Origin of the sequence: Paraburkholderia edwinii, assembly GCF_019428685.1 — a bacterium.
Lineage (GTDB): Bacteria > Pseudomonadota > Gammaproteobacteria > Burkholderiales > Burkholderiaceae > Paraburkholderia > Paraburkholderia edwinii.
Genome location: NZ_CP080095.1, coordinates 2013077 through 2031684, shown reverse-complemented (window position 1 = coordinate 2031684; position 18608 = coordinate 2013077). Strand labels below are relative to the sequence as shown.

At 64.2% G+C, this 18608-nt stretch carries 15 protein-coding genes and 1 pseudogene; 7 read left to right on the top strand and 9 right to left on the bottom strand.

Annotated elements, in window-relative coordinates; all coding sequences use genetic code 11:
* Positions 1-13 precede the first annotated feature (13 nt).
* The 5 genes and pseudogenes from KZJ38_RS37095 to KZJ38_RS09070 form a co-directional block, all read right to left on the bottom strand.
* Positions 14-160 (bottom strand): annotated as a pseudogene (locus KZJ38_RS37095) (DUF3106 domain-containing protein); the annotation flags it as partial.
* Positions 96-1109, bottom strand: coding sequence for a GlxA family transcriptional regulator (locus KZJ38_RS09085; protein ID WP_219799735.1), 1014 nt, complete (start codon positions 1107-1109; stop codon positions 96-98). The gene KZJ38_RS09085 and the pseudogene KZJ38_RS37095, both read right to left, overlap by 65 nt.
* 297 nt (positions 1110-1406) lie before the next feature.
* Positions 1407-2207: an ABC transporter ATP-binding protein gene (locus tag KZJ38_RS09080; protein ID WP_219799734.1), complete on the bottom strand. Its 801-nt coding sequence runs from the start codon at positions 2205-2207 to the stop codon at positions 1407-1409.
* A 363-nt stretch (positions 2208-2570) separates the two neighbouring features.
* The gene (locus KZJ38_RS09075; RefSeq protein ID WP_219799733.1) at positions 2571-3713 is read right to left on the bottom strand and encodes a patatin-like phospholipase family protein; all 1143 of its coding nucleotides are present in this window, start codon (positions 3711-3713) and stop codon (positions 2571-2573) included.
* Between the two features lie 63 nt (positions 3714-3776).
* Positions 3777-4334, bottom strand: coding sequence for a hypothetical protein (locus KZJ38_RS09070; RefSeq protein ID WP_219799732.1), 558 nt, complete (start codon positions 4332-4334; stop codon positions 3777-3779).
* Between the two features lie 910 nt (positions 4335-5244).
* Here KZJ38_RS09070 and KZJ38_RS09065 point away from each other — a divergent pair.
* Positions 5245-6243 carry an LLM class flavin-dependent oxidoreductase gene (locus KZJ38_RS09065; protein WP_219799731.1) on the top strand — a complete coding sequence of 333 codons (999 nt, stop codon included), beginning with the start codon at positions 5245-5247 and terminating at the stop codon, positions 6241-6243.
* Between the two features lie 62 nt (positions 6244-6305).
* Here the strand turns inward: KZJ38_RS09065 and KZJ38_RS09060 are convergent, their stop codons facing one another.
* Positions 6306-7379, bottom strand: coding sequence for an alpha/beta fold hydrolase (locus KZJ38_RS09060; RefSeq protein ID WP_219800187.1), 1074 nt, complete (start codon positions 7377-7379; stop codon positions 6306-6308).
* Between the two features lie 561 nt (positions 7380-7940).
* Between KZJ38_RS09060 and glgC the strand changes: the two genes are divergently transcribed.
* The 3 genes from glgC (at position 7941) to pdxY (ending at position 11853) form a co-directional block, all read left to right on the top strand.
* On the top strand, positions 7941-9209 hold the full coding sequence (glgC, locus tag KZJ38_RS09055) for a glucose-1-phosphate adenylyltransferase (RefSeq protein ID WP_219799730.1): 1269 nt from the start codon (positions 7941-7943) through the stop codon (positions 9207-9209).
* 71 nt (positions 9210-9280) lie between these two features.
* On the top strand, positions 9281-10741 hold the full coding sequence (gene glgA / locus KZJ38_RS09050) for a glycogen synthase GlgA (RefSeq protein ID WP_219799729.1): 1461 nt from the start codon (positions 9281-9283) through the stop codon (positions 10739-10741).
* Positions 10742-10989: 248 nt separating this feature from the next.
* The gene (pdxY, locus tag KZJ38_RS09045) at positions 10990-11853 is read left to right on the top strand and encodes a pyridoxal kinase PdxY (protein WP_219799728.1); all 864 of its coding nucleotides are present in this window, start codon (positions 10990-10992) and stop codon (positions 11851-11853) included.
* Positions 11854-11910: 57 nt separating this feature from the next.
* Here the strand turns inward: pdxY and KZJ38_RS09040 are convergent, their stop codons facing one another.
* The gene (locus KZJ38_RS09040) at positions 11911-12801 is read right to left on the bottom strand and encodes an alpha/beta fold hydrolase (protein WP_219799727.1); all 891 of its coding nucleotides are present in this window, start codon (positions 12799-12801) and stop codon (positions 11911-11913) included.
* A gap of 212 nt (positions 12802-13013) precedes the next feature.
* Between KZJ38_RS09040 and KZJ38_RS09035 the strand changes: the two genes are divergently transcribed.
* The 3 genes from KZJ38_RS09035 (at position 13014) to KZJ38_RS09025 (ending at position 16331) form a co-directional block, all read left to right on the top strand.
* Positions 13014-13487, top strand: coding sequence for a hypothetical protein (locus tag KZJ38_RS09035; protein ID WP_219799726.1), 474 nt, complete (start codon positions 13014-13016; stop codon positions 13485-13487).
* 254 nt (positions 13488-13741) lie between these two features.
* Positions 13742-14701 (top strand): phosphodiester glycosidase family protein, encoded by a 960-nt coding sequence (locus tag KZJ38_RS09030; RefSeq protein ID WP_219799725.1) that lies wholly within the window; start codon positions 13742-13744, stop codon positions 14699-14701.
* 478 nt (positions 14702-15179) lie between these two features.
* Positions 15180-16331 carry a branched-chain amino acid ABC transporter substrate-binding protein gene (locus tag KZJ38_RS09025; protein WP_219799724.1) on the top strand — a complete coding sequence of 384 codons (1152 nt, stop codon included), beginning with the start codon at positions 15180-15182 and terminating at the stop codon, positions 16329-16331.
* A 26-nt stretch (positions 16332-16357) separates the two neighbouring features.
* Here the strand turns inward: KZJ38_RS09025 and KZJ38_RS09020 are convergent, their stop codons facing one another.
* A complete protein-coding gene (locus tag KZJ38_RS09020) occupies positions 16358-18328 on the bottom strand; it encodes a DUF3857 domain-containing transglutaminase family protein (RefSeq protein ID WP_219799723.1) in 1971 nt (656 codons plus the stop codon).
* Complete coding sequence (locus KZJ38_RS09015; RefSeq protein ID WP_219799722.1) at positions 18328-18486, bottom strand: hypothetical protein; 159 nt, start codon at positions 18484-18486, stop codon at positions 18328-18330. The genes KZJ38_RS09020 and KZJ38_RS09015 overlap by 1 nt, the downstream gene beginning before the upstream one ends.
* Between the last annotated feature and the right edge of the window lie 122 nt (positions 18487-18608).

Sequence of the window (18608 nt, the reverse complement as noted above, 5' to 3'; positions counted from 1 at the left end):
CCGCGCCAGGGTTCGCCGCGCCAGGGTTCGCCGCGCCAGGGTTCGCCGCGCCAGGATTAGCCGCGCCAGGATTAGCCGCGCCAAGGTTCGCCGCGCTATGGTTCGTCGCGCTCGGGCGGCACGCGCAGTCCGGCCGGCCGTGGCCCGGCCGGCGCGGCAGGCTCTGCCAGCGCCCCGCTTGCCGCCCCATCTGCCGACTGCTGTTTTTCGAGCCAGTTGCGGCGCTCTTCTCGCGGCGTCACATTGAACCGCTCGCGGTAAGCATTCGAAAAATGCGCGGCCGACGAAAATCCGCACGCCAGGCTGATCTGCACGACGGACTTGCTCGTGCGCTGCAACTGCGTGCGTGCCTTCGAGAGCCGCAGGCCCAGGTAGTACCGCGACGGCATCGCGCCGAGGTACTGGCGAAATAGCCGCTCGAGCTGACGCCGCGATACGCCGACGAGGCCCGCGATCTCGTCGGTCGTAAGCGGATCTTCGATGTTCGCTTCCATCAGCAGCAGCGCGTCGTAGAGACGCGGATGGCGTTCGCCCGGCGCGGTCACGAATGGAATGCGCTGCCGCTCGGCACCCGCACGCAGCGTGCCGACGCCAAGCGCATCGGCGATCCGTTCGGCAAGCGCGCGACCATGGTCGCGCGCGATCATCGCGAGCATGAAGTCGACGCTCGCCTGGCCGCCCGCGCAGGTCGCGCGATCGCGATCGATCTCGAAGATCTGCTGCGTGACGATCGCGTGCTCGAACTGCTCGGTGAATTGCTGGTACGTCTCCCAGTTGACGCTCACGCGATAGCCGGATAATTGGCCCGCCATCGCGAGCCACCAGACGCCGTGATGAATGCCGCTCACCAGCGGCGTGCGCGCGGCGGCGCGCGCGAGACTCGCGAGAAACAGCCGGTGGTCGGTGAAGGGCTGGAAGCGCTCGCTGATCACGATCAGCCAGTCGCACGCAATCGCATCGCCGAATGCGGCGTCGGCCGGCCATTGCGCGCCGCCTGCCAACGGCACGGCGCGGCCGTCCCACGAACAGACCTGCCAGCGATATAGCGCGCGGCCGTCGATTTCATTGGCAAGATGCAATGTATCAACGATCGGCCCGACACCGGACATCGACACCGGCGGCAACGCGACGATCGCGACCCGCGTGGTGCGCGACGCGTGGGTGCCGGGACGGCTGTCGGCACCGGTGTCTGCGCTGGTGCCTGCCTTGATGTCAGCGCCGGCTTCTACGTTGATGTCAGCGCGTGTATCTGTGCGTGTGCCTGTGCTTTTGCCAGCGCGAATGCCAGCGCCTTTATCAGCGTATGTGCCAACGCTGTTGCCAGCGCTTTTATCAGCGTGTGTGCCAGCGCTTTTATCAAGACTACTGCCGGAATCGGCGCGGATCGATCGCGTCATGCATGCCCGCTATTTGAGGCTGCCGGACAGAAACTGCTTGAGCCGTTCGCTCTTCGGCGTGCCGAGCACTTCAGCGGGCGGCCCTTCCTCTTCGGTACGGCCCTGGTGCAGGAACATCACGTGATTCGACACGTTGCGCGCGAAGCCCATCTCGTGCGTAACGACGATCATCGTGCGGCCTTCGTCGGCGAGCGCCTGCATGACCTTCAGCACCTCGCCGACGAGTTCGGGATCGAGCGCCGAGGTCGGCTCGTCGAACAGCATCACATCCGGGTTCATCGCGAGCGCGCGCGCAATCGCGACGCGCTGCTGCTGCCCGCCCGACAGATGCGACGGATACTGCTTTTCGAGCCGCGGCGCGAGTCCGACCTTCTCGAGGTAGGTGCGCGCGCGTTCTTCGGCTTCGTGACGCGACAGGCCGAGCACATGAATCGGCGCCTCGACGACATTCTCGAGCACCGTCATATGCGCCCACAAGTTGAAGTGCTGGAACACCATCGCGAGCTTCGTGCGGATGCGCTGCAACTGCTTGTGGTCCGCCACTTCGAAATTGCCGTTGCGGTCCGCCTTGGTGCGCACCGTTTCGCCGTCGACGATGATCTTGCCCGCGTTCGGCCGCTCGAGAAAGTTGATGCAGCGCAGAAACGTGCTCTTGCCTGAGCCGCTCGCGCCGATGATGCTGATCACATCGCCCTTCTGCGCGTTCATCGACACGCCCTTCAGCACTTCGTTGTCGCCATAGCGCTTATGGATGTCCTGCACGACGAGCTTGCAGGCTTCTTCGGCTTGAGCTTGCGTGTTATTGGGCAAGATGGTCTCCAGTTCAGAGGAGTCGATGACGCCGCATCAAGGTGCGCGGAACGGTGCCGCGCCTTGAAGCGGCAACTTCAAAGCGGCAGCCTCGAAGCTGCAACTTGCAGGCGACAACGTGCAGGCGACTACGTTAAAGCGGCAACGCATGCGACGGCATCAGCATCACCGCATTGCCGCACAAAGGCAAGGTACGGCGCAGCGCGGAAAATAGCATATCCGGGCAGCACGGCGTGACGCTGAGCATGCCATATGAAACCGCGCGGAACAGCGCCGGACGACGCAAACCCACGCAAACCCGCGCAAACCGGTGTGGCGCGAACCCACGCGAGCCGACGCAAACCCGCGCGGCGCGAACCCGCATCACTCGCCGAGCAGCGCGCGGATGGCCGGAAGCATCGCTTCGACGGCCGCCCGTCCTTCAGCGATGGCTGGCTCCGCACGGTGAAAATCGAAGATACCGAGGCCGCCGAGACGCGGCTGGATCAGCACGTCAGCCGGTTCGCCGGCAAGGCGGCTGCGCGTAATACGCACCTGCATGATGTCGATGCTTTGCGCGATCGAGCTCAGCATCGACGGAATGCGCGCGCTCGGCGCGGGCGGCACGCGAACGTCGGCTCCGCGCATATCCCCCGCGTGGACGTCGCCGATCCGCATGTCGCCGCCGCCTTCAAACCCCGGCGCCGGCTGCAGCCAGCGCGGCCACGGCTTGCCGTTACGACGCAGCGCGGGCGACGCGGCAGCGGCAGCGGCGGATGCGGTCCCAAGCTGATCCGCGAGCGACGGCCCGGTGATCAGCACATCGGCTTGCGGGTGAAGCGGATTCTCCAGCGGGTCGACCGGTACCGGCGCGGCTGCCCGCGGCGCCGGCCGTCTTCGTGCTCTCGTACGGGGCCGCGCGGTAGCCGGCAACGGCAGCAAGCCGCCGAGATCGCGGCCATTGAGAATGTCGTTGTTCAGATCGACGGCGATCACGCAGTCCGCGCGCATGCCGCGTGCGACCGACACCGGCACCGGATTCGCGAGCCCGCCATCGACGAGCCACACGCCCTCATGCCACACCGGCGTGAAAATGCCCGGAATCGCAATCGACGCACGCACCGCCTCGACGACGCTGCCTTCCTGCAAACACGTCTCGCGTCCCGTATCGAGTTCGGTCGCAACCGCCGCGAACGGCATTTTCAGGTCGCGAATTTCGCAGCCGTTGAAGCGCTCGGCAAACACCTGAATAACCTTCTTGCCGCCGAAAAGCCCGCCCGAGAAGCGTAGATCGAGCAGCCTCACGACCGACTGCCAGGTCAGCCGCGACACCCAGTCCTCGAGCCAGTCGAGGTCGCCGTGCGCATAGACCGCGCCGACCAGCGCGCCGATCGAGGTACCGCAGACGACGTCAGGCTTGATGCCCGCATCGTGCAGCGCGCGGATCGCGCCGATATGCGCCCAACCGCGCGCGGCGCCACCGCCGAGCACGAGACCGATCTTCTTGTAACGACGTCGATGCGCCACCTGCCAGAGCCCTCCTCGTTTTGCGGCGATTGCCGTGGTTCCTTTCGCTGCTCAATGAGCCGATCAATGACCGCGCATCACATCCGAGCGCGATGTCGTGTAGACGACATGGTTCGCATCGAAATGCACGTTGAAGAATGCTTCCTCGGTGACGCCGCCTTCACGCCACTTCCAGCTCCACACCGTTTCGGGCTTGAGCGGATAAACGGCGATCTGACCGGGCTTGCCAAGCAGGCGCCGCACTTCGTCCTCGGTCATGCCCATGCGGATTTTCGCGAAGTTCGCCGCGGTCAGCACTTGCGTGACGGCCTGCAGCCGGCCGTCGGGACCGATGTCGACCATATAGGTGTTGAGGCCTTCCGGACCGCGCGGATATTCGAGGCGCTTCGAACCGTCGGTGAAATTGCGCTCGGTTTCGGGCTTGCCCATCTGGTCGCGAATCTGCGCTTCGGTCGTGACGCCGGGCGTGAGCCCTCTGAGCAGCAGCACGTCGGGCTTGATGGCGTTGAAAAAATCCTTGAGCTTCTGCACGGCGTGCTCGGTCTGTTGATTGTCGCAGCCGGTAAGCGCAATCGATGCGCCGAGCGTGGCCGCGACCAGCGATGAATAGCGGAAGGCCATCTGAGAGCGTGGAAAGTGACGGTATGTCACGAAGTCAACGACGTGACAGGATACCGCAGACAGGCGAAGCGGCGCTTAATGGCACGAAGCGGGGACGAAGCGGAGACGAAGCAGGAACGAAGCGGAGACGAAACCGGCAGGCAGCGAACACAAGACGAACGCGCCGGAGCGGCGCGCGTCTGCGGCGCGGCCCGATCGGATTGATGTGCGGAAAGCTGAAGGAAAGTAAGCGCGGGAGCACGACGGCCACGGACGCTTCGTCTCGCTGCCGTCGTGCATGCTCCGCTTTGTCCGGCCGCGTCCATGCGGCTCTATCGCTTTGCTCGGCCGCGCGTGCGCGACCGTCTGGCCCCTCGACTGTGCGCCGATTGATCACAATCTAGCGTTGCAACGACGAACACGCGAGAGCGCGTTTACACCGAATCGGCTGACGAAACTTCGATCACGCGGGGAGCGTATCGGTCAAATCCAGGTTACAGGTCCGGGTTATCAGTCCAGCTGATGCGTGCGGAATAGCGTCCGGCTGAGCCGGTCGCCCGCTACGTCCGGGGGTGCACTGCGTAGCCGACCTACGCGTGACGAGCTCAAGCGACCGGCGTCGAAGTCCGAGGAAGGCTGCGGCCATGTCGACAGCGCCAGCTTCAGGCTAATGCGCGGATGCCCGAATTTCTGTGCGAATTCACACGCTATGGCGCGCGGCGCAAGGCCGCTCCATGAGCAATGCGGTTGCGTGCGGCGCGAGATCGGCAAGATCGGCGAGATGAATGACATCGGCGATGTCGGCACGCTCGCCGCATCGGTCCAACCCTGCGGCGATTGTGGACTTATAGCGGCCCTCAGCGGAAATGAAAGTGCTTTGGCACAATCCGCTCTGATCTGCGCCGCTCGCGCGGCCTCTCTCTGGATTGCCATGATTCCCTTTTCCGTTCTCGATCTGTCTCCGATCACTGTTGGCGCGACCGCCAGCGACGCCTTCCGTAACACGCTCGATCTCGCACAACATGCCGAGCGCTGGGGCTACAAGCGCTTCTGGCTGGCCGAGCATCACAATATGACCGGCATCGCGAGCGCGGCGACATCGGTCGTGATTGGCCATGTCGCTGGCGGCACGCAAACCATCCGCGTCGGCTCGGGCGGCGTGATGCTGCCCAATCACGCGCCGCTCGTGATCGCCGAACAGTTCGGCACACTCGCGTCGCTGTATCCGGGCCGCATCGATCTCGGTCTGGGCCGCGCGCCGGGCAGCGATCAGACCACCGCGCGCGCCTTGCGCCGCGATCTGCAAGGCAGCGCCGATTCGTTCCCCGACGACGTCGTCGAACTGCAGCGCTATTTCGCCGAGCCGGTCGCCGGCCAGCGCGTGCGCGCGGTGCCGGGCGCGGGCCTCAACGTGCCGCTGTGGCTGCTCGGCTCGAGCCTCTTCAGCGCGCAACTGGCTGCGGCGCTCGGTTTGCCGTTTGCGTTCGCATCGCACTTCGCGCCGGACCAGATGCTGATGGCGCTGAAGCTCTATCGCGCGCAGTTCCGTCCGTCGGCGGCGCTCGAGAGGCCGTATGCGATGGTCGGTGTCAATCTGTTCGCAGCCGATACGAACGACGAAGCGCGGCGGCTCTTCACATCGCTGCAGCAACAGTTCGTCAATTTGCGGCGCGGCACGCCCGGGCAGTTGCAGGCGCCCGTCGATCGCATCGAAGCATCGGAGTTCGAACTGGCGAGCGTTGCGCATTCGCTCGCGTATTCGGCGATCGGCGATCGCGATACGGTGCGCGAGCAGCTCGTGTCGATCATCGAGCAGACCGGCGCCGACGAATTGATGCTAACCGCGCAGATCTACGATCACGCGGCGCGGCTGCATTCGTTCGAAATGGCCGCGCAGATTCGCGACGAACTCGGCGCGGCCGCTCAGTAGAAAACCGCTCGTTGCCCGTTCAACCATCCGCGAATGGTTGAACGGACAAACCAGGTGATGCGTTACTTCGCGCCCTGCACCGCCGCCATGCCGTCGAGCAGCGCCTTGTGAAACGCCGCCGGGTCCTGCAACTGCGGCGTATGACCGAGCGTCGGAAATTCGACGAGCGTCGCATGCGGAATCGCGCGCGCCGCGGCCTTGCCGAGCTCCGGATAGTGACCGAGCTTTGCACGCATCTCAGGCGGCGCGGCGTCCTTGCCGATCGCGGTGGTGTCCTTGTCGCCGATCATCAGCAGCGTCGGCACTTTCAGCAGCCCGAACTCATAGCAGACCGGCTGCGTGTAAATCATGTCGTAGAGCAGCGCGGAATTCCATGCAACGAGTTGCTTGCCCGGTCCGCGATACATGCCCGCGAGCATCTGCACCCACGGCTCATAGGAATCGCGCCATTGGCCCGCGTAATACGTGGCCTGCTCGTAACGGCGAATGCGGTCTGCCGTGGTATTGAGTTCACGCGCATACCACTGGTCCACCGATAGCGACGGCACGCCCTTCGCCTTCCAGTCCTCGAGGCCGATCGGGTCGACCAGCACGAGTTGCTGGGTCGCGTCCGGGTACATCAGCGCATAGCGGATCGCGAGCATGCCGCCGGTCGAGTGGCCGATCATCGTCGCGCGCGTGACGCCGATCGATTCGAGCAGATCGTGTGTGTTGCGCGCGAGCTGCTGGAAGGTGAACTGGTAACGCTCGGGCTTGCTCGATTTACAGAAGCCGATCTGGTCCGGCGCGATCACGCGATAGCCGGCGTCGCTTAGCCGATGGATCGTCTCGACCCATGTCGCGCCGCAAAAATTCTTGCCGTGCAGCAGCACCGCGGTGCGGCCGTTCGCATGCGCGGGGTCGGCTGGGGGCACGTCCATATAGGCCATATGCAAGGATTCGCCTTGCGACATGAAATTGAACTGTCGCACCGGGAACGGGTAATCGAAGCCTTCGAGTTCCGGACCGTAAGCGGGTCCGGCGTTGTCGGCGGCCGCCGAAGCCGATGCGGATGCCGCCTGGGGCGCGGTGCCCGCACTCTCGGCCGCATAAGTCGCTGGCGCAAACGCGATCGCCAGCGCACAGACGCCGCCCATCAAGGCAGACGAAACTTGGGAAACCGAAAGGGAAATCGAAGTGGAAACCGCGGGCAAAAGCGAAGACAACGACGCGAGCGAGAGAGTGTGGCGCAATTTCATGGGTTTGTTCTTGATTGAGAGACGCGGGTTATGCGGCTTATGTACTGCTTACAGCACCGCTCATTGCGGTGCATGGCAGCAATAACCCGAACTTGAACGGACGCGGATCGGAGCGGATGATTCTACCTGGCGTCGATGGAACGTGCTGGCGCAAGCACAACCGGCAAGCCCGCGTGACAGGTCACATGAGGAGGCACGAGGCTTGCAATGTGCAAGGCGTCCTGCGCATTGCGCGCCGGGTCCGTCAGGTCCAGGCTGTGGAAGGTCACAAGAACAACAGATAAGAACAATAGCCGCGCAATGCGCGGTTCGCAGCACGCCAGCTTGTGTATCCGGGGGGCTGACCTTATCGCAACTGGGATCGGAGTAAGCGCTAGAGCGCCCACTCCGACCAGCCGTTGCATAGAATCCGCGGAGGCGCTAAAGCGCCAACGCGGGTCGACAAAGAGGGAGACGCAGATGGATACTCCGGCAAGCCTGAACGATCTGCAACACACTACGCTCGCCATCGTGCTCGCGGGCGGCCGCGGCACCCGGCTCGGGCCGCTCACCAACAAGCGCGTCAAGCCGGCCGTCCACTTCGGCGGCAAATACCGCATCATCGATTTTGCGCTGTCCAACTGCCTCAATTCGGGCATCCGCCGCATCGCCGTGGTCACGCAATACAAGGCGCATTCGCTGCTGCGCCACGTGCAGCGCGGCTGGGGTTTCCTGCGCGGCGAGTTCAACGAGTTCATCGACCTGTGGCCCGCGCAGCAGCGCGTCGAAGGCGCGCACTGGTATCGCGGCACGGCCGACGCGGTATTCCAGAACCTCGACATCATCCGTTCGATCGGACCGAAGTACATCATCGTGCTGGCCGGCGACCATATCTACAAGATGGACTACACGCGCATGGTGATGGACCATGTGGAAAGCGGCGCGGACTGCACGGTCGGCTGCATCGAGGTGCCGCGCATGGAGGCGGTCGCGTTCGGCGTGATGGCTGTCGACGAACAGCGCCGCGTGACGGGCTTCGTCGAGAAGCCGGCCGATCCGCCTGCGATGCCGGGGCGCCCCGATATCGCGCTCGCGAGCATGGGCATCTACGTGTTCAACGCGCAGTACCTGTACGACCAGCTCGAGGATAACATCACGAGCGTGGCGACCGACCACGACTTCGGCAAGGACATCATTCCGCGCGTCGTCACGTCGGGCAAGGCGATCGCGCATCCGTTCAGCATGTCCTGCGTGTCGTCGGACCCGACCGTCGAATCGTACTGGCGCGACGTCGGCACGATCGACGCATACTGGGCCGCCAACCTCGACCTCGCCTCGACCATCCCGACGCTCGACCTGTACGACCGCAACTGGCCGATCTGGACGCATCTCGAGCAGTTGCCGCCCGCCAAGTTCGTGCGCGACCTGAACGGGCTGCAAGGCTCGGCGACCAATCTGATCGTCTGCGCGGGCTGTGTGATCTCGGGCTCGCAGATTTCCCGCTCGGTTCTGTCGACGAATGTCGTCGTGAACTCATTCTGTAACATCAATGAGGCAGTCTTGTTGCCGCAGGTGACGATCGGCGCGAGCTGCCGGCTGCGCAAGGTCGTCATCGACCGCGGCTGCCAGATTCCGGACGGCACGGTGATCGGCGAAGACCCGGCGCGCGATGCCGAACGCTTTTATCGCACCGAGAGCGGCGTCGTGCTCGTGACGGCGGAGGCGTTAAGACGCGACGCCCAACGCTAGCTCGCTGCGGCGCACCTGGTAGTGCGGCACAATCAATCATCCATTGAATCCGGACTGCGAGGACGACGCCTATGACGATTCGCGCGCTGCACGTCGCTAGCGAGCTGTACCCTCTTCTGAAGACAGGCGGCCTCGCCGACGTCACCGGCGCGCTACCGCCGGCGCTGATCGAGCTCGGGGCCGACGTGCGCGTATTGCTGCCGGGCTTTCCGTCCGTGCTGGCAGGCCTCGCGGACCTCAAGCCCGTCGCGCGTCTCGAGCGGACCTTCGGCGCGCCCGAGGCGACGCTCGAACAGGGCACGCTCGCGGCGAACGGGGTGATCGTCTATGTGGTGCGCGCCGACGCATTCTACGAGCGGCCCGGTAACCCGTATCTCGATGCGCAGCATGTGCCGTACGGCGACAACGCGCAGCGTTTCGCGCTGCTCAGCTGGTGCGCCGCGCAGCTGGCGCAGCATCTCGATCCGGCGTGGGCACCGCAAATCGTGCACGCACACGACTGGCATGCGGGCCTCGCGCCCGCCTACCTGAAAGCCGCTGAACGCGAGCGGAGCCGGCCGCTCGCGAAAAGCGTGTTCACGGTGCACAACCTCGCGTATCAGGGTGTCTTCCCGGCGCAGCAGTTCGGCATGCTCGGGCTGCCGTCCGACTTCTTCGGCATCAACGGCATCGAGTTCTACGGCCAGATGTCGTTCCTGAAGGCGGGCCTTTATTTCTCGGACCGCCTGACTACCGTGAGCCCGACCTACGCGCGCGAAATCCAGACCATCGCGCAAGGCGGCGGTCTCGACGGCCTGCTGCGCCAACGCACCCACGACCTGTCGGGCATTCTCAACGGCGTCGACTATACGGTCTGGAAGCCGTCGACCGACGCGCTGCTGCCCGCGCGCTATACCGATACGCGCCTCTCCGGCAAACGCGCCTGCAAGACGTCGCTGCAGGCGCGCTTCGGCCTGCCGCAGAAAAGCGACGTGCTGCTGTTCGGCGTGGTGAGCCGGCTCACCGAGCAGAAAGGCCTCGACCTGCTGCTCGCCGCGCTGCCCGAGATCATCCGGCGCGGCGGACAGCTCGTCGTGTTCGGCACCGGCGACCCCGCGCTCGAAACCGGCCTGCAACGCGTCGCGCAGACGCATCCGGAGTCGGTCGCGGTCGAACTGGGCTTCGACGAAGCCCTCGCGCACGCGATCATCGCCGGCAGCGACGTGGTCGCGGTGCCGTCGCGCTTCGAGCCGTGCGGGCTTACGCAGCTCTACGCGCTCGCCTACGGATCGCTGCCGCTCGTACACCGGGTCGGCGGCCTTGCCGATACGGTCATCGACGCGTCGCTCGAAAATCTCGCCGACGAAGCCGCAACGGGGTTCGTCTTCGACCGCTTCGAGCCCGAGGCGCTCGCCGCCGCGATTCGCCGTGCCTTTGCACTGTACGCGCGGCGCAGCGAATGGAAGGCGACCCAGCAGCGCGCGATGCGCGAGGATTTCGGCTGGAGCACGTCGGCCGAGCGCTACCTCGCGCTGTATCGCGAACTGGTCTGAATGCCGAGGCAGACGCAAACCCGGACGAAGCCCAGAGGCAAGCCTTGACGGTTCGGCGCAACATCGCGAGCCGCCGGATCGTTGCATGGCACAAAAAGTCATGTATTGTTCATTGACGCAGGTTGCGCGCGAAGGATCCGCGCGCAACAGTCAATGCGCATAGGCGTCGGGCCGCAAGTCCGATCGATCGAGGCAACCCGGCGAGCCACTCGCTATAAAAATACGCGCGTCCCCCCGCGCCGCCAGTCATGAGAAACGTTCTGAGCATCCAGTCGCACGTCGTCTTCGGGCACGCGGGCAATAGCGCCGCGGAATTCCCGATGCGGCGTCTGGGCGTCAACGTGTGGCCGCTCAATACCGTCCAGTTCTCGAATCACACGCAGTACGGCCACTGGGCCGGCAGCGCGATCGACGCGAAGCAGATGCAGGAGCTCGTGGAAGGGATCGGCGCGATCGGCATGCTGCCGCGCTGCGACGCCGTGCTGTCCGGCTATCTCGGCACGCCCGAGCAGGCGCAGGCGGTAATCGAAATCGTTCGCGCGGTGAAGGCGGTCAACCCGCATGCGCGCTACTTCTGCGACCCGGTGATGGGCACGGCGACCGGCTGCCGCGTCGAACCGGGTATTCAGGAGTTTCTCGTCAAGTCGATGCCGGAAGTGTCGGACGCGATCATGCCGAACCACAGCGAGCTGCAGCGCCTCGTCGGCCGCATGATCGAGACCACCGAGGAAGCCGTGACCGCATGCCGCGAACTGATGCAGCGCGGGCCGAAGCTCGTGCTCGTCAAGCATCTGCTCGATCGCAACAGCCCGGCGGACCGCTTCAATATGCTCGTCGTGACCGAGCGCGAGAGCTGGGTCGGGCAGCGCCCGCTCTATCCGTTTGCGCGCCAGCCGGTCGGCGTCGGCGACCTGACGAGCGCGGTATTCGTCGCGCGCACGCTGCTGGGCGACCCGCTGCGCGTCGCGTTCGAACATACGCTTGCGGCCGTCAACGGCGTCATGCGCGCGACCTGGGACGCGGGCCGCTACGAGCTCGAACTCATCGCCGCGCAGAACGATATCGCGCATCCGCGCGAGTGGTTCGACGCATGGGTCGTCGAATCGACGTGACTTTGTCCATGAGCTTGCCCATGAGGTCGCGCGAGTGCCGCTGCCTGTAACGACTGGCTACTCGTCGCCGAGGAAATGCAGGACCGCGAAGTTGAACGCCGCCGGATCCTGCAGGAACGCGAAGTGGCTCGTATTGGGCAAAATCTCTAACCCTGCGCCCGGAATCGTCGCGGCGATATATTCGGTGTGTGCGCGTTTGATCGCTTCGTCGTGGTCGCCGTCGAGCACGAGCACCGGCGATCGGATCGACTTCAGCTGAGCGTCGGTCCAGTTCGGCTGCGACGCCCACATATGGCTGATCTGCTCGACGAACGCGTCATATTCGTTCGGCGTTGGCGATAGACGCCGGTATTCGTCGCCGGCGCGCTTGATAAAGGCGGCGAAGGTCGGGTTCTTCTCTACGCCTTCGATCACACCGTCGGTTTTCGTATTCGCGGCGAACGCGACCACCTTGCCGACGCGGTCAGGATGCCGAATCGCCAGATCGAGCCCGATGATCGCGCCGTCGCTCCAGCCGACCACATCGGCCTTCTGCAGATGCAGCTTGTCCATCAGCGCGACCACATCGTCAGCCATCAGGTCGTAGCCGAACGCACGCGTATCGCGCGAGCTGCGCCCATGGCCGCGGCTATCGACGATCACCACCTTGTGGTGCTTCATCAACGCCCGCACCTGATTGCCGAGGTAGTCGGAATTCGACAGGCCGCCGTGCAGCAGAATGACCGGTGCACCGCGGCCGATCGTTGCGTAGTAAAGGCGGATGCCGTTGATCTCCGCCCTGCCCGTCTGCTCGCCCGCCACGGGCGCCGGCGTCGGCGGCAAGGTCTGCCAGCGAGGTTGCGGCTCGCCTTGCGGTTGGGCGGCCTGGCCCTGCGCATGCTGCATCGCTAACGCAGCGCACGCGAACAGAAAAAGGCGCAACACGCGCGATTGCGGTTTTGCGGACATGGACGCTATCTCCTCGGAAACAAGTTGGTTCAATTCGGGTTCTGTGACGCGTACCCATAACAAATGGTTGCGATGCTTTATTCCTTGCAGAAACCTTTACCCACTATGGTGCATCCTATAATGCGTGCCGCGCGGCCAATGAGCACAGCGCGATCGCAGCGCCCATGCACCACGGACGCGCGCAGTTTTTCACTTAAGGCAGAGAGGTATCGATGGACGGTTATATCCGCAGTGAACGCGAAGAGCAATTCGAGGCGCTGTGCGTCAGCGTCGACGCAGATGAGGCACACGAGCAGGAAGCGATCGAGTTTTTCGAATCGCAGTTCGACCGGGCGGAAGCCGAGGACAGCTTCGACGCCGCGCAATGGCTCGATATCGCGCTCTACTACTCGCCCGCGGTCGCGCGCGGCATCATCGACATGGTCGCGCCCGACGACAAGGCGCGCAGCAATATCGCGTTCCTGATCGCCGACAGTCTCGACATCTCGTACGGCGAGGAAGAGTGCCGCCAATTCGCCGAGACGCTGCACTTCGCGATGGCCAATGGTGTGCCGGTCGATCTCGACATCGTGCTCGACGGTTGCCAGAACGCGCTCGACGACCTCGACACCTGGGCCGACGACGAAACCAAGGAGCCGCTGCTGGGACTTCGCGAAGAACTGCTGCGCATGCAAGGCGAGCAGTGATCGACTGATTCAGCGATGGATGCCCGCGGGTTGCGCTCGCACCCGCATGCGGGCCCTGCCTTCTTTTTTCTGACTTACTTCCGCCCCCATTGATGTGGTTGCACGACCACGCCTTGTTGTAAGGCAATTGCCATCAAAATGAGTGAAATTTAAACGTTAGCTAAATATCACTCGACGTTCACTCTTCACACCTATCGTCATCTCCCGCGCTGATCGCAAACCGTTTTTTAACGCTAGTCCCGGGAGACTACGATATGGCACGTGCCTACCCCCTCGCATCGTTCCGTCTGAAAGCCGTTGTTGCAGCAGCACTCGTCGGCCTCGCCTCGCTCGGCGCGCAAGCGCAGACCGCGGCAACCGCCTCCCAGATCCCCAACCCGAGCACCGAGATCACGCAGAGCGGCTACTCGCCGATCTACCTTGGCGTCGATGCGGAAACAGCAACCGTGCCGTCGAATCCCGCGACGGCCGGCGGCGCGCCGACTATCAGCCGCGCGTATATCACGCGTATCGACCTGTTCGCGCCCGGCATCTCGCTCGAAACGTCGCCGCACAGCGGCCCGCTCAATACGACGGCCGAAACGATTTCGCAGTTCGCCGCGCAGACGCGCACGCGCATCGCGATCAACGGCAATTTCTTCGCGCCGTGCTGCAACGCGGCGCCGGAACCGAAGACCGTGATCGGCCTGCTCGTCTCGAACGGCAATGTGGTGAGCCCGCTCACGACCGATCCGACGCAAAGCGAAGCGGTGCTCGCCGTCACGCGGCAGAATCGCGCCTATATCGCGGAAGCGCCGGAGATCTCGCCGGCCCAACTGAAGCTGATCCAGTACGCGGTGGCCGGTTCGGCGATCCTCGTGAAGAACGGCCAGGACGTTAGCGCGCAAAGCCCGAACGAAGGCGATCCGTTGAATCCGAATCCGCGCACGCTGGTGGGCCTGTCGCATAACGGGCGATATCTGTATTTCGCGGTGATCGACGGCCGCCTGCCCGGCTACTCGACCGGCACGACGAACGAGCAATCGGCACAGCTGATGCTCGCGGCCGGCGCCACCGACGCGATCAATCTCGACGGCGGCGGCTCGACCGAAATGGTGCGCGCCGACGTGCTTGGACAGCCGTTTATCGTGAATACGCCGAGCGGCGGCGCCGAGCGCTTCGATGCGGTCGGCTTCGGCGTGCACGCCCTGCCGTTGCCGCAACTGCCGTTCTAAGCCGCCGGCCTCGTTGCAGATAAAGCTTCAGTAGCACTTCGATTCTTTTATAGCTCTCAAGTACACGGGCGCCCGATACGCACCTATCGGGCGCCCGTCGCGCCGCGATTTCTCTGCACTGCTGCAAATTCCCATCGTTACTCGCAAGCCGCTTCATAACGCAGCGGCTATGCCGAAATCCGCATCGCGCATGCCGCGATCTGCCAAGACGCGCATAAATTGGCTTTCTATATTCGCGCCAATCGGACCTGACCGCCGCTTGCATTGCCGGCACGGCGCGCTTCGCGTTTTCCTGCATTGCACGCCGCTTTGCGTCATCCGTAATCTCGTGCATTCCTATCGAGCGAGGAGGCCACACCGCCAGATCAAGCATCGCATCGAGCAATCCGGCAAGCCGCGCCACAGCATGCGCCCGTGCTGCGCAGCGCGAAACGCGAGCCTTCCTGTCCATCCTCTGTGCCGACGTAAGGAGAAGCCCATGAGCTTGTGCAAAAAACTAAAGCCGTTTGCGCTGTTGCTGGGAGCCGTGCTTGCCATCGCCACGTCCGCCGCGTTTGCGGACGAACTGACCGTGAAGATCGGTTCGGCCGCACCGCTGACCGGCCAGAACGCCGGTTACGGCAAGGATCTGCAAAACGGCATACGCCTCGCGATCGACGAAGCGAACGCACAGAAGATCAAGATCGGCGACAAGGTGGCGACCTTCGTGCTCGTTTCCGAGGACGACCAGGCGGACCCGCGCGTCGGCGTGCAAGCCGCGCAGAAGCTCGTCGATGCGAACGTCGCCGTGGTGGTTGGCCACTTCAATTCGGGCACGACGATTCCGGCGTCGCAGGTCTACGAAACGGCGGGTATCCCGATGATCGACCCGGCCGCGACGAATCCGACGATCACGAACCGCGGCTTTGCAAACACGTTTATGGTGATCTCGACCGACGCGCAGAACGCCGGCAACGCGGGCACGTACGCGGTCAAGACGACCAAAGCGAAGCGCATCGCGATCATCGACGACCGCACGGCCTTTGGCCAGGGCGAAGCCGACGAATTCGAAAAGGCCGTCAAAGCGGCCGGCGGCAATATCGTCGCGCGCGAGTACACGGACAATCACGCGGTCGATTTCAGCACGCAGCTCACCAAGATCAAGTCGACCAACGCCGATCTGATTTTCTTCGGCGGCCTCGATACGCAGGCGGCCGCGATCGCGAAGAAGATGAAACAGCTCGGCATGAACGCGCAGTTGCTCGGCGGCGGCGGCGTGGAAGATCCCGAGTTCATCAAGCTTGCCGGCGACGCGGCCGAAGGCGCGATGGCCTGGGAATACGGCCGGCCGCTCGCGCAGCTGCCGGGCGGCAAGGACTTTTCGCAGAAGTTCAAGGCGAAGTTCGGCGAAGACATTTTGTCGTATGCGCCGTTCGGCTATGACGGAACGTGGGCCGCGATCAAGGCGATGCAGGCGGCCGGCTCGGCGAGCCCATCGGTGTACCGCCCGAAGCTCAAAAGCATCAGCTTCGAAGGCGTGACCGGCACGATTGCGTTCGACAGCACCGGCGCGTTGAAGAATGCCGCTTCGACGCTGTATCAGGTGAAGAACGGCGTGTGGGTGCCGGTGGTGACGAAGACCGGCACGTAATAGCACATAAGAGTCCGTTCCTTCGATTACGGTGCTGCCTTTGGGGCAGGTTGCGCAGCCAGCGGCTGCGCTTCTTTTCCGGCGCGCACGACGATCTGCGAAAGCGCATCGCGTTCGATTCTGACAAGCGATGCGCGCGCCGCGGCGAACTCGTCCGCGCTACACATCTGATGCCCGAAGCGCGCGCTTAAGTGCCGCGTAATCTGCACGATTCGCGTATCGGGATCGAACACGTAGTGCGACGTGAAATCGAAGAAGCGGTCGTGTACCTGCGCGTCCTGCGGTAAATCGGTCACGCGTACCGTGTCGGGCAGCGTGATTTGCGACGTCTCGTCGAAGTCACCACCGATGCAGACCCACGGTTGCGTGCGCTGCGGTTCGGCAAGCCACGCCTGCACCTGCGTCGCGATGCCGCCCGACAGGCTCGTCAACGCGGGTAGCGCCGTGGTGCCGTCGGGCCACGTCACGTGCTCGAGCGTGCCTTGCATCGACGTAGCGAACGGCCCGGTGGTCGCGTTCAATTCGCCGGGCCGCATCCGCACGACGCCGGTCAAGCCCGTTTGCCGCAGCCGTTCGGCGGCGATCTGTTGCCAGCGCTGCCGCGTCGAACGGCGAAACATATTGCGTTCCGTTTCGGCCGGCGCGCCGACATCTTCGACGCGATAGCTAAAACGGCCTGCGCCGCTGCGATCGACGTCGATCTGCACCCGCGCGTCTCGCGCACGCTGTTGCACGGCCGGCGTGCGCACGAGGATGCCGTCGTCGACAAGCAGTACCGGACGGTCCATCACGCTGGCCGGCAGATAGCCGAAGCCGGTGCCGCCCGCGGTCGTATCGGCAAACACCGCGAGCGACGGAATCCAGGTGATCACATGATTGATCGCGCTCGCGCCATAACCGGGCACATCGGGCAGCGTATAGACCGGCCCAAGGTTCAGCAGCACCGGCTGGCTTGGAATGCCGACCGCGGCCAGCAGCGCGCCGAATAGCGCGACATGGTCCTTGCAATCGCCATAGCGATTGCGCAGCACGTCGACGGCCCGATGCGGCACCGCGGCGGTTTCGCCGAGAAAGAGCGCGACGTAGCGGATATTGAAGCGCATCCAGTCGTAGAGAATCCGCGCTTTCTCGCGCGGGTCGTCGGTCTGCGCGGTCAGCTGTTGCGCGAGCCGTACGATGGTCGGGTCGTTCGTCGACGCGTCGGCGGCCGCGTTGCGATAACGTGCGGCGAATGCGGCGAAATCGGGTGTCGTCGACACCATCAGACGGTCGCCCCACGTCGCGTAGCCGACCGCGCCGGATTCGATCGGCGCATACGGGCCATGCCGGTAATCGAACGTGTAACGCGTGCGGCCGTTTTCGGTGACGGGCGGCTCGGCGATATAGCCGCGCGCATCGGCATAAAGCGGCACGTCGGCGGGCAGGTCGAAAATCAGCTTCTGCATCTCGATCGGGCCGCGCGTCGGTTCGACGAAATACGCGAACGTGCCGGTCTGCAGCGGCACGGTACGCGTCTTGCGAAACGCGAGATGCACACGCGAGCCCGGTTCGACGCCGGGAAAAATCACCGTCCGCAATACGCCGTTCTGGAACGTCGGCGCGCCGGCCGAGCGCGGCTCCTGTACGTCGCGAATGCCGTCGGGGCCGACCGGACGCGTGGTACCGTCCCGATCGATCGTTTCCGCTGCAAGCAGTTGCACCTGTTCGATGTCCTTGTTGAACCAGACATAGCGCTGCGCGATGTCGTCGACACCGCTTGTCGTGTTCGCGCGCAACACCGTGTCGTCGTGTTCCTCGACGGAGCCGTCCTTCTGCACGATGAATAGATGGACGTCGCGCTCGATGGTCGAAGGAGGGGTGTCGCCGGGTACGGTCGTCAAGGCGTCGTCGGCCCATGCGCGTGATGTGAAGAGCACCGTGAAGACGAGCGAAAGCAGGCACGCGTGCCGCAAGGGCGCGTGGGTGAGTTTGCGGAGCGCCTGCGTGCGCCAGCCCATCAGCATACGCAGCGTGTACTGCCGATCATGCCGCCTGCAACGCCTGCGTCAGCCGCAAGCGGTTCGAAAAATTCGCGCCGGCAATGAAGCGGCACACGCCAGTTGCCCATGTCGCGTTCGCGTAACGCATCGTTCAGTTGCGCGTCAGTTTTTTCCAAGATCTCATCCCTCGAACGCCGTATCGCCGTTTTAACACATCGACGAGGCGCGCGGTCACGAGCGCGTACCGCCCTTTTTCGAGGCGAATGTTCGAAGCGAATGGCGCCTCGGTGACCGCGTG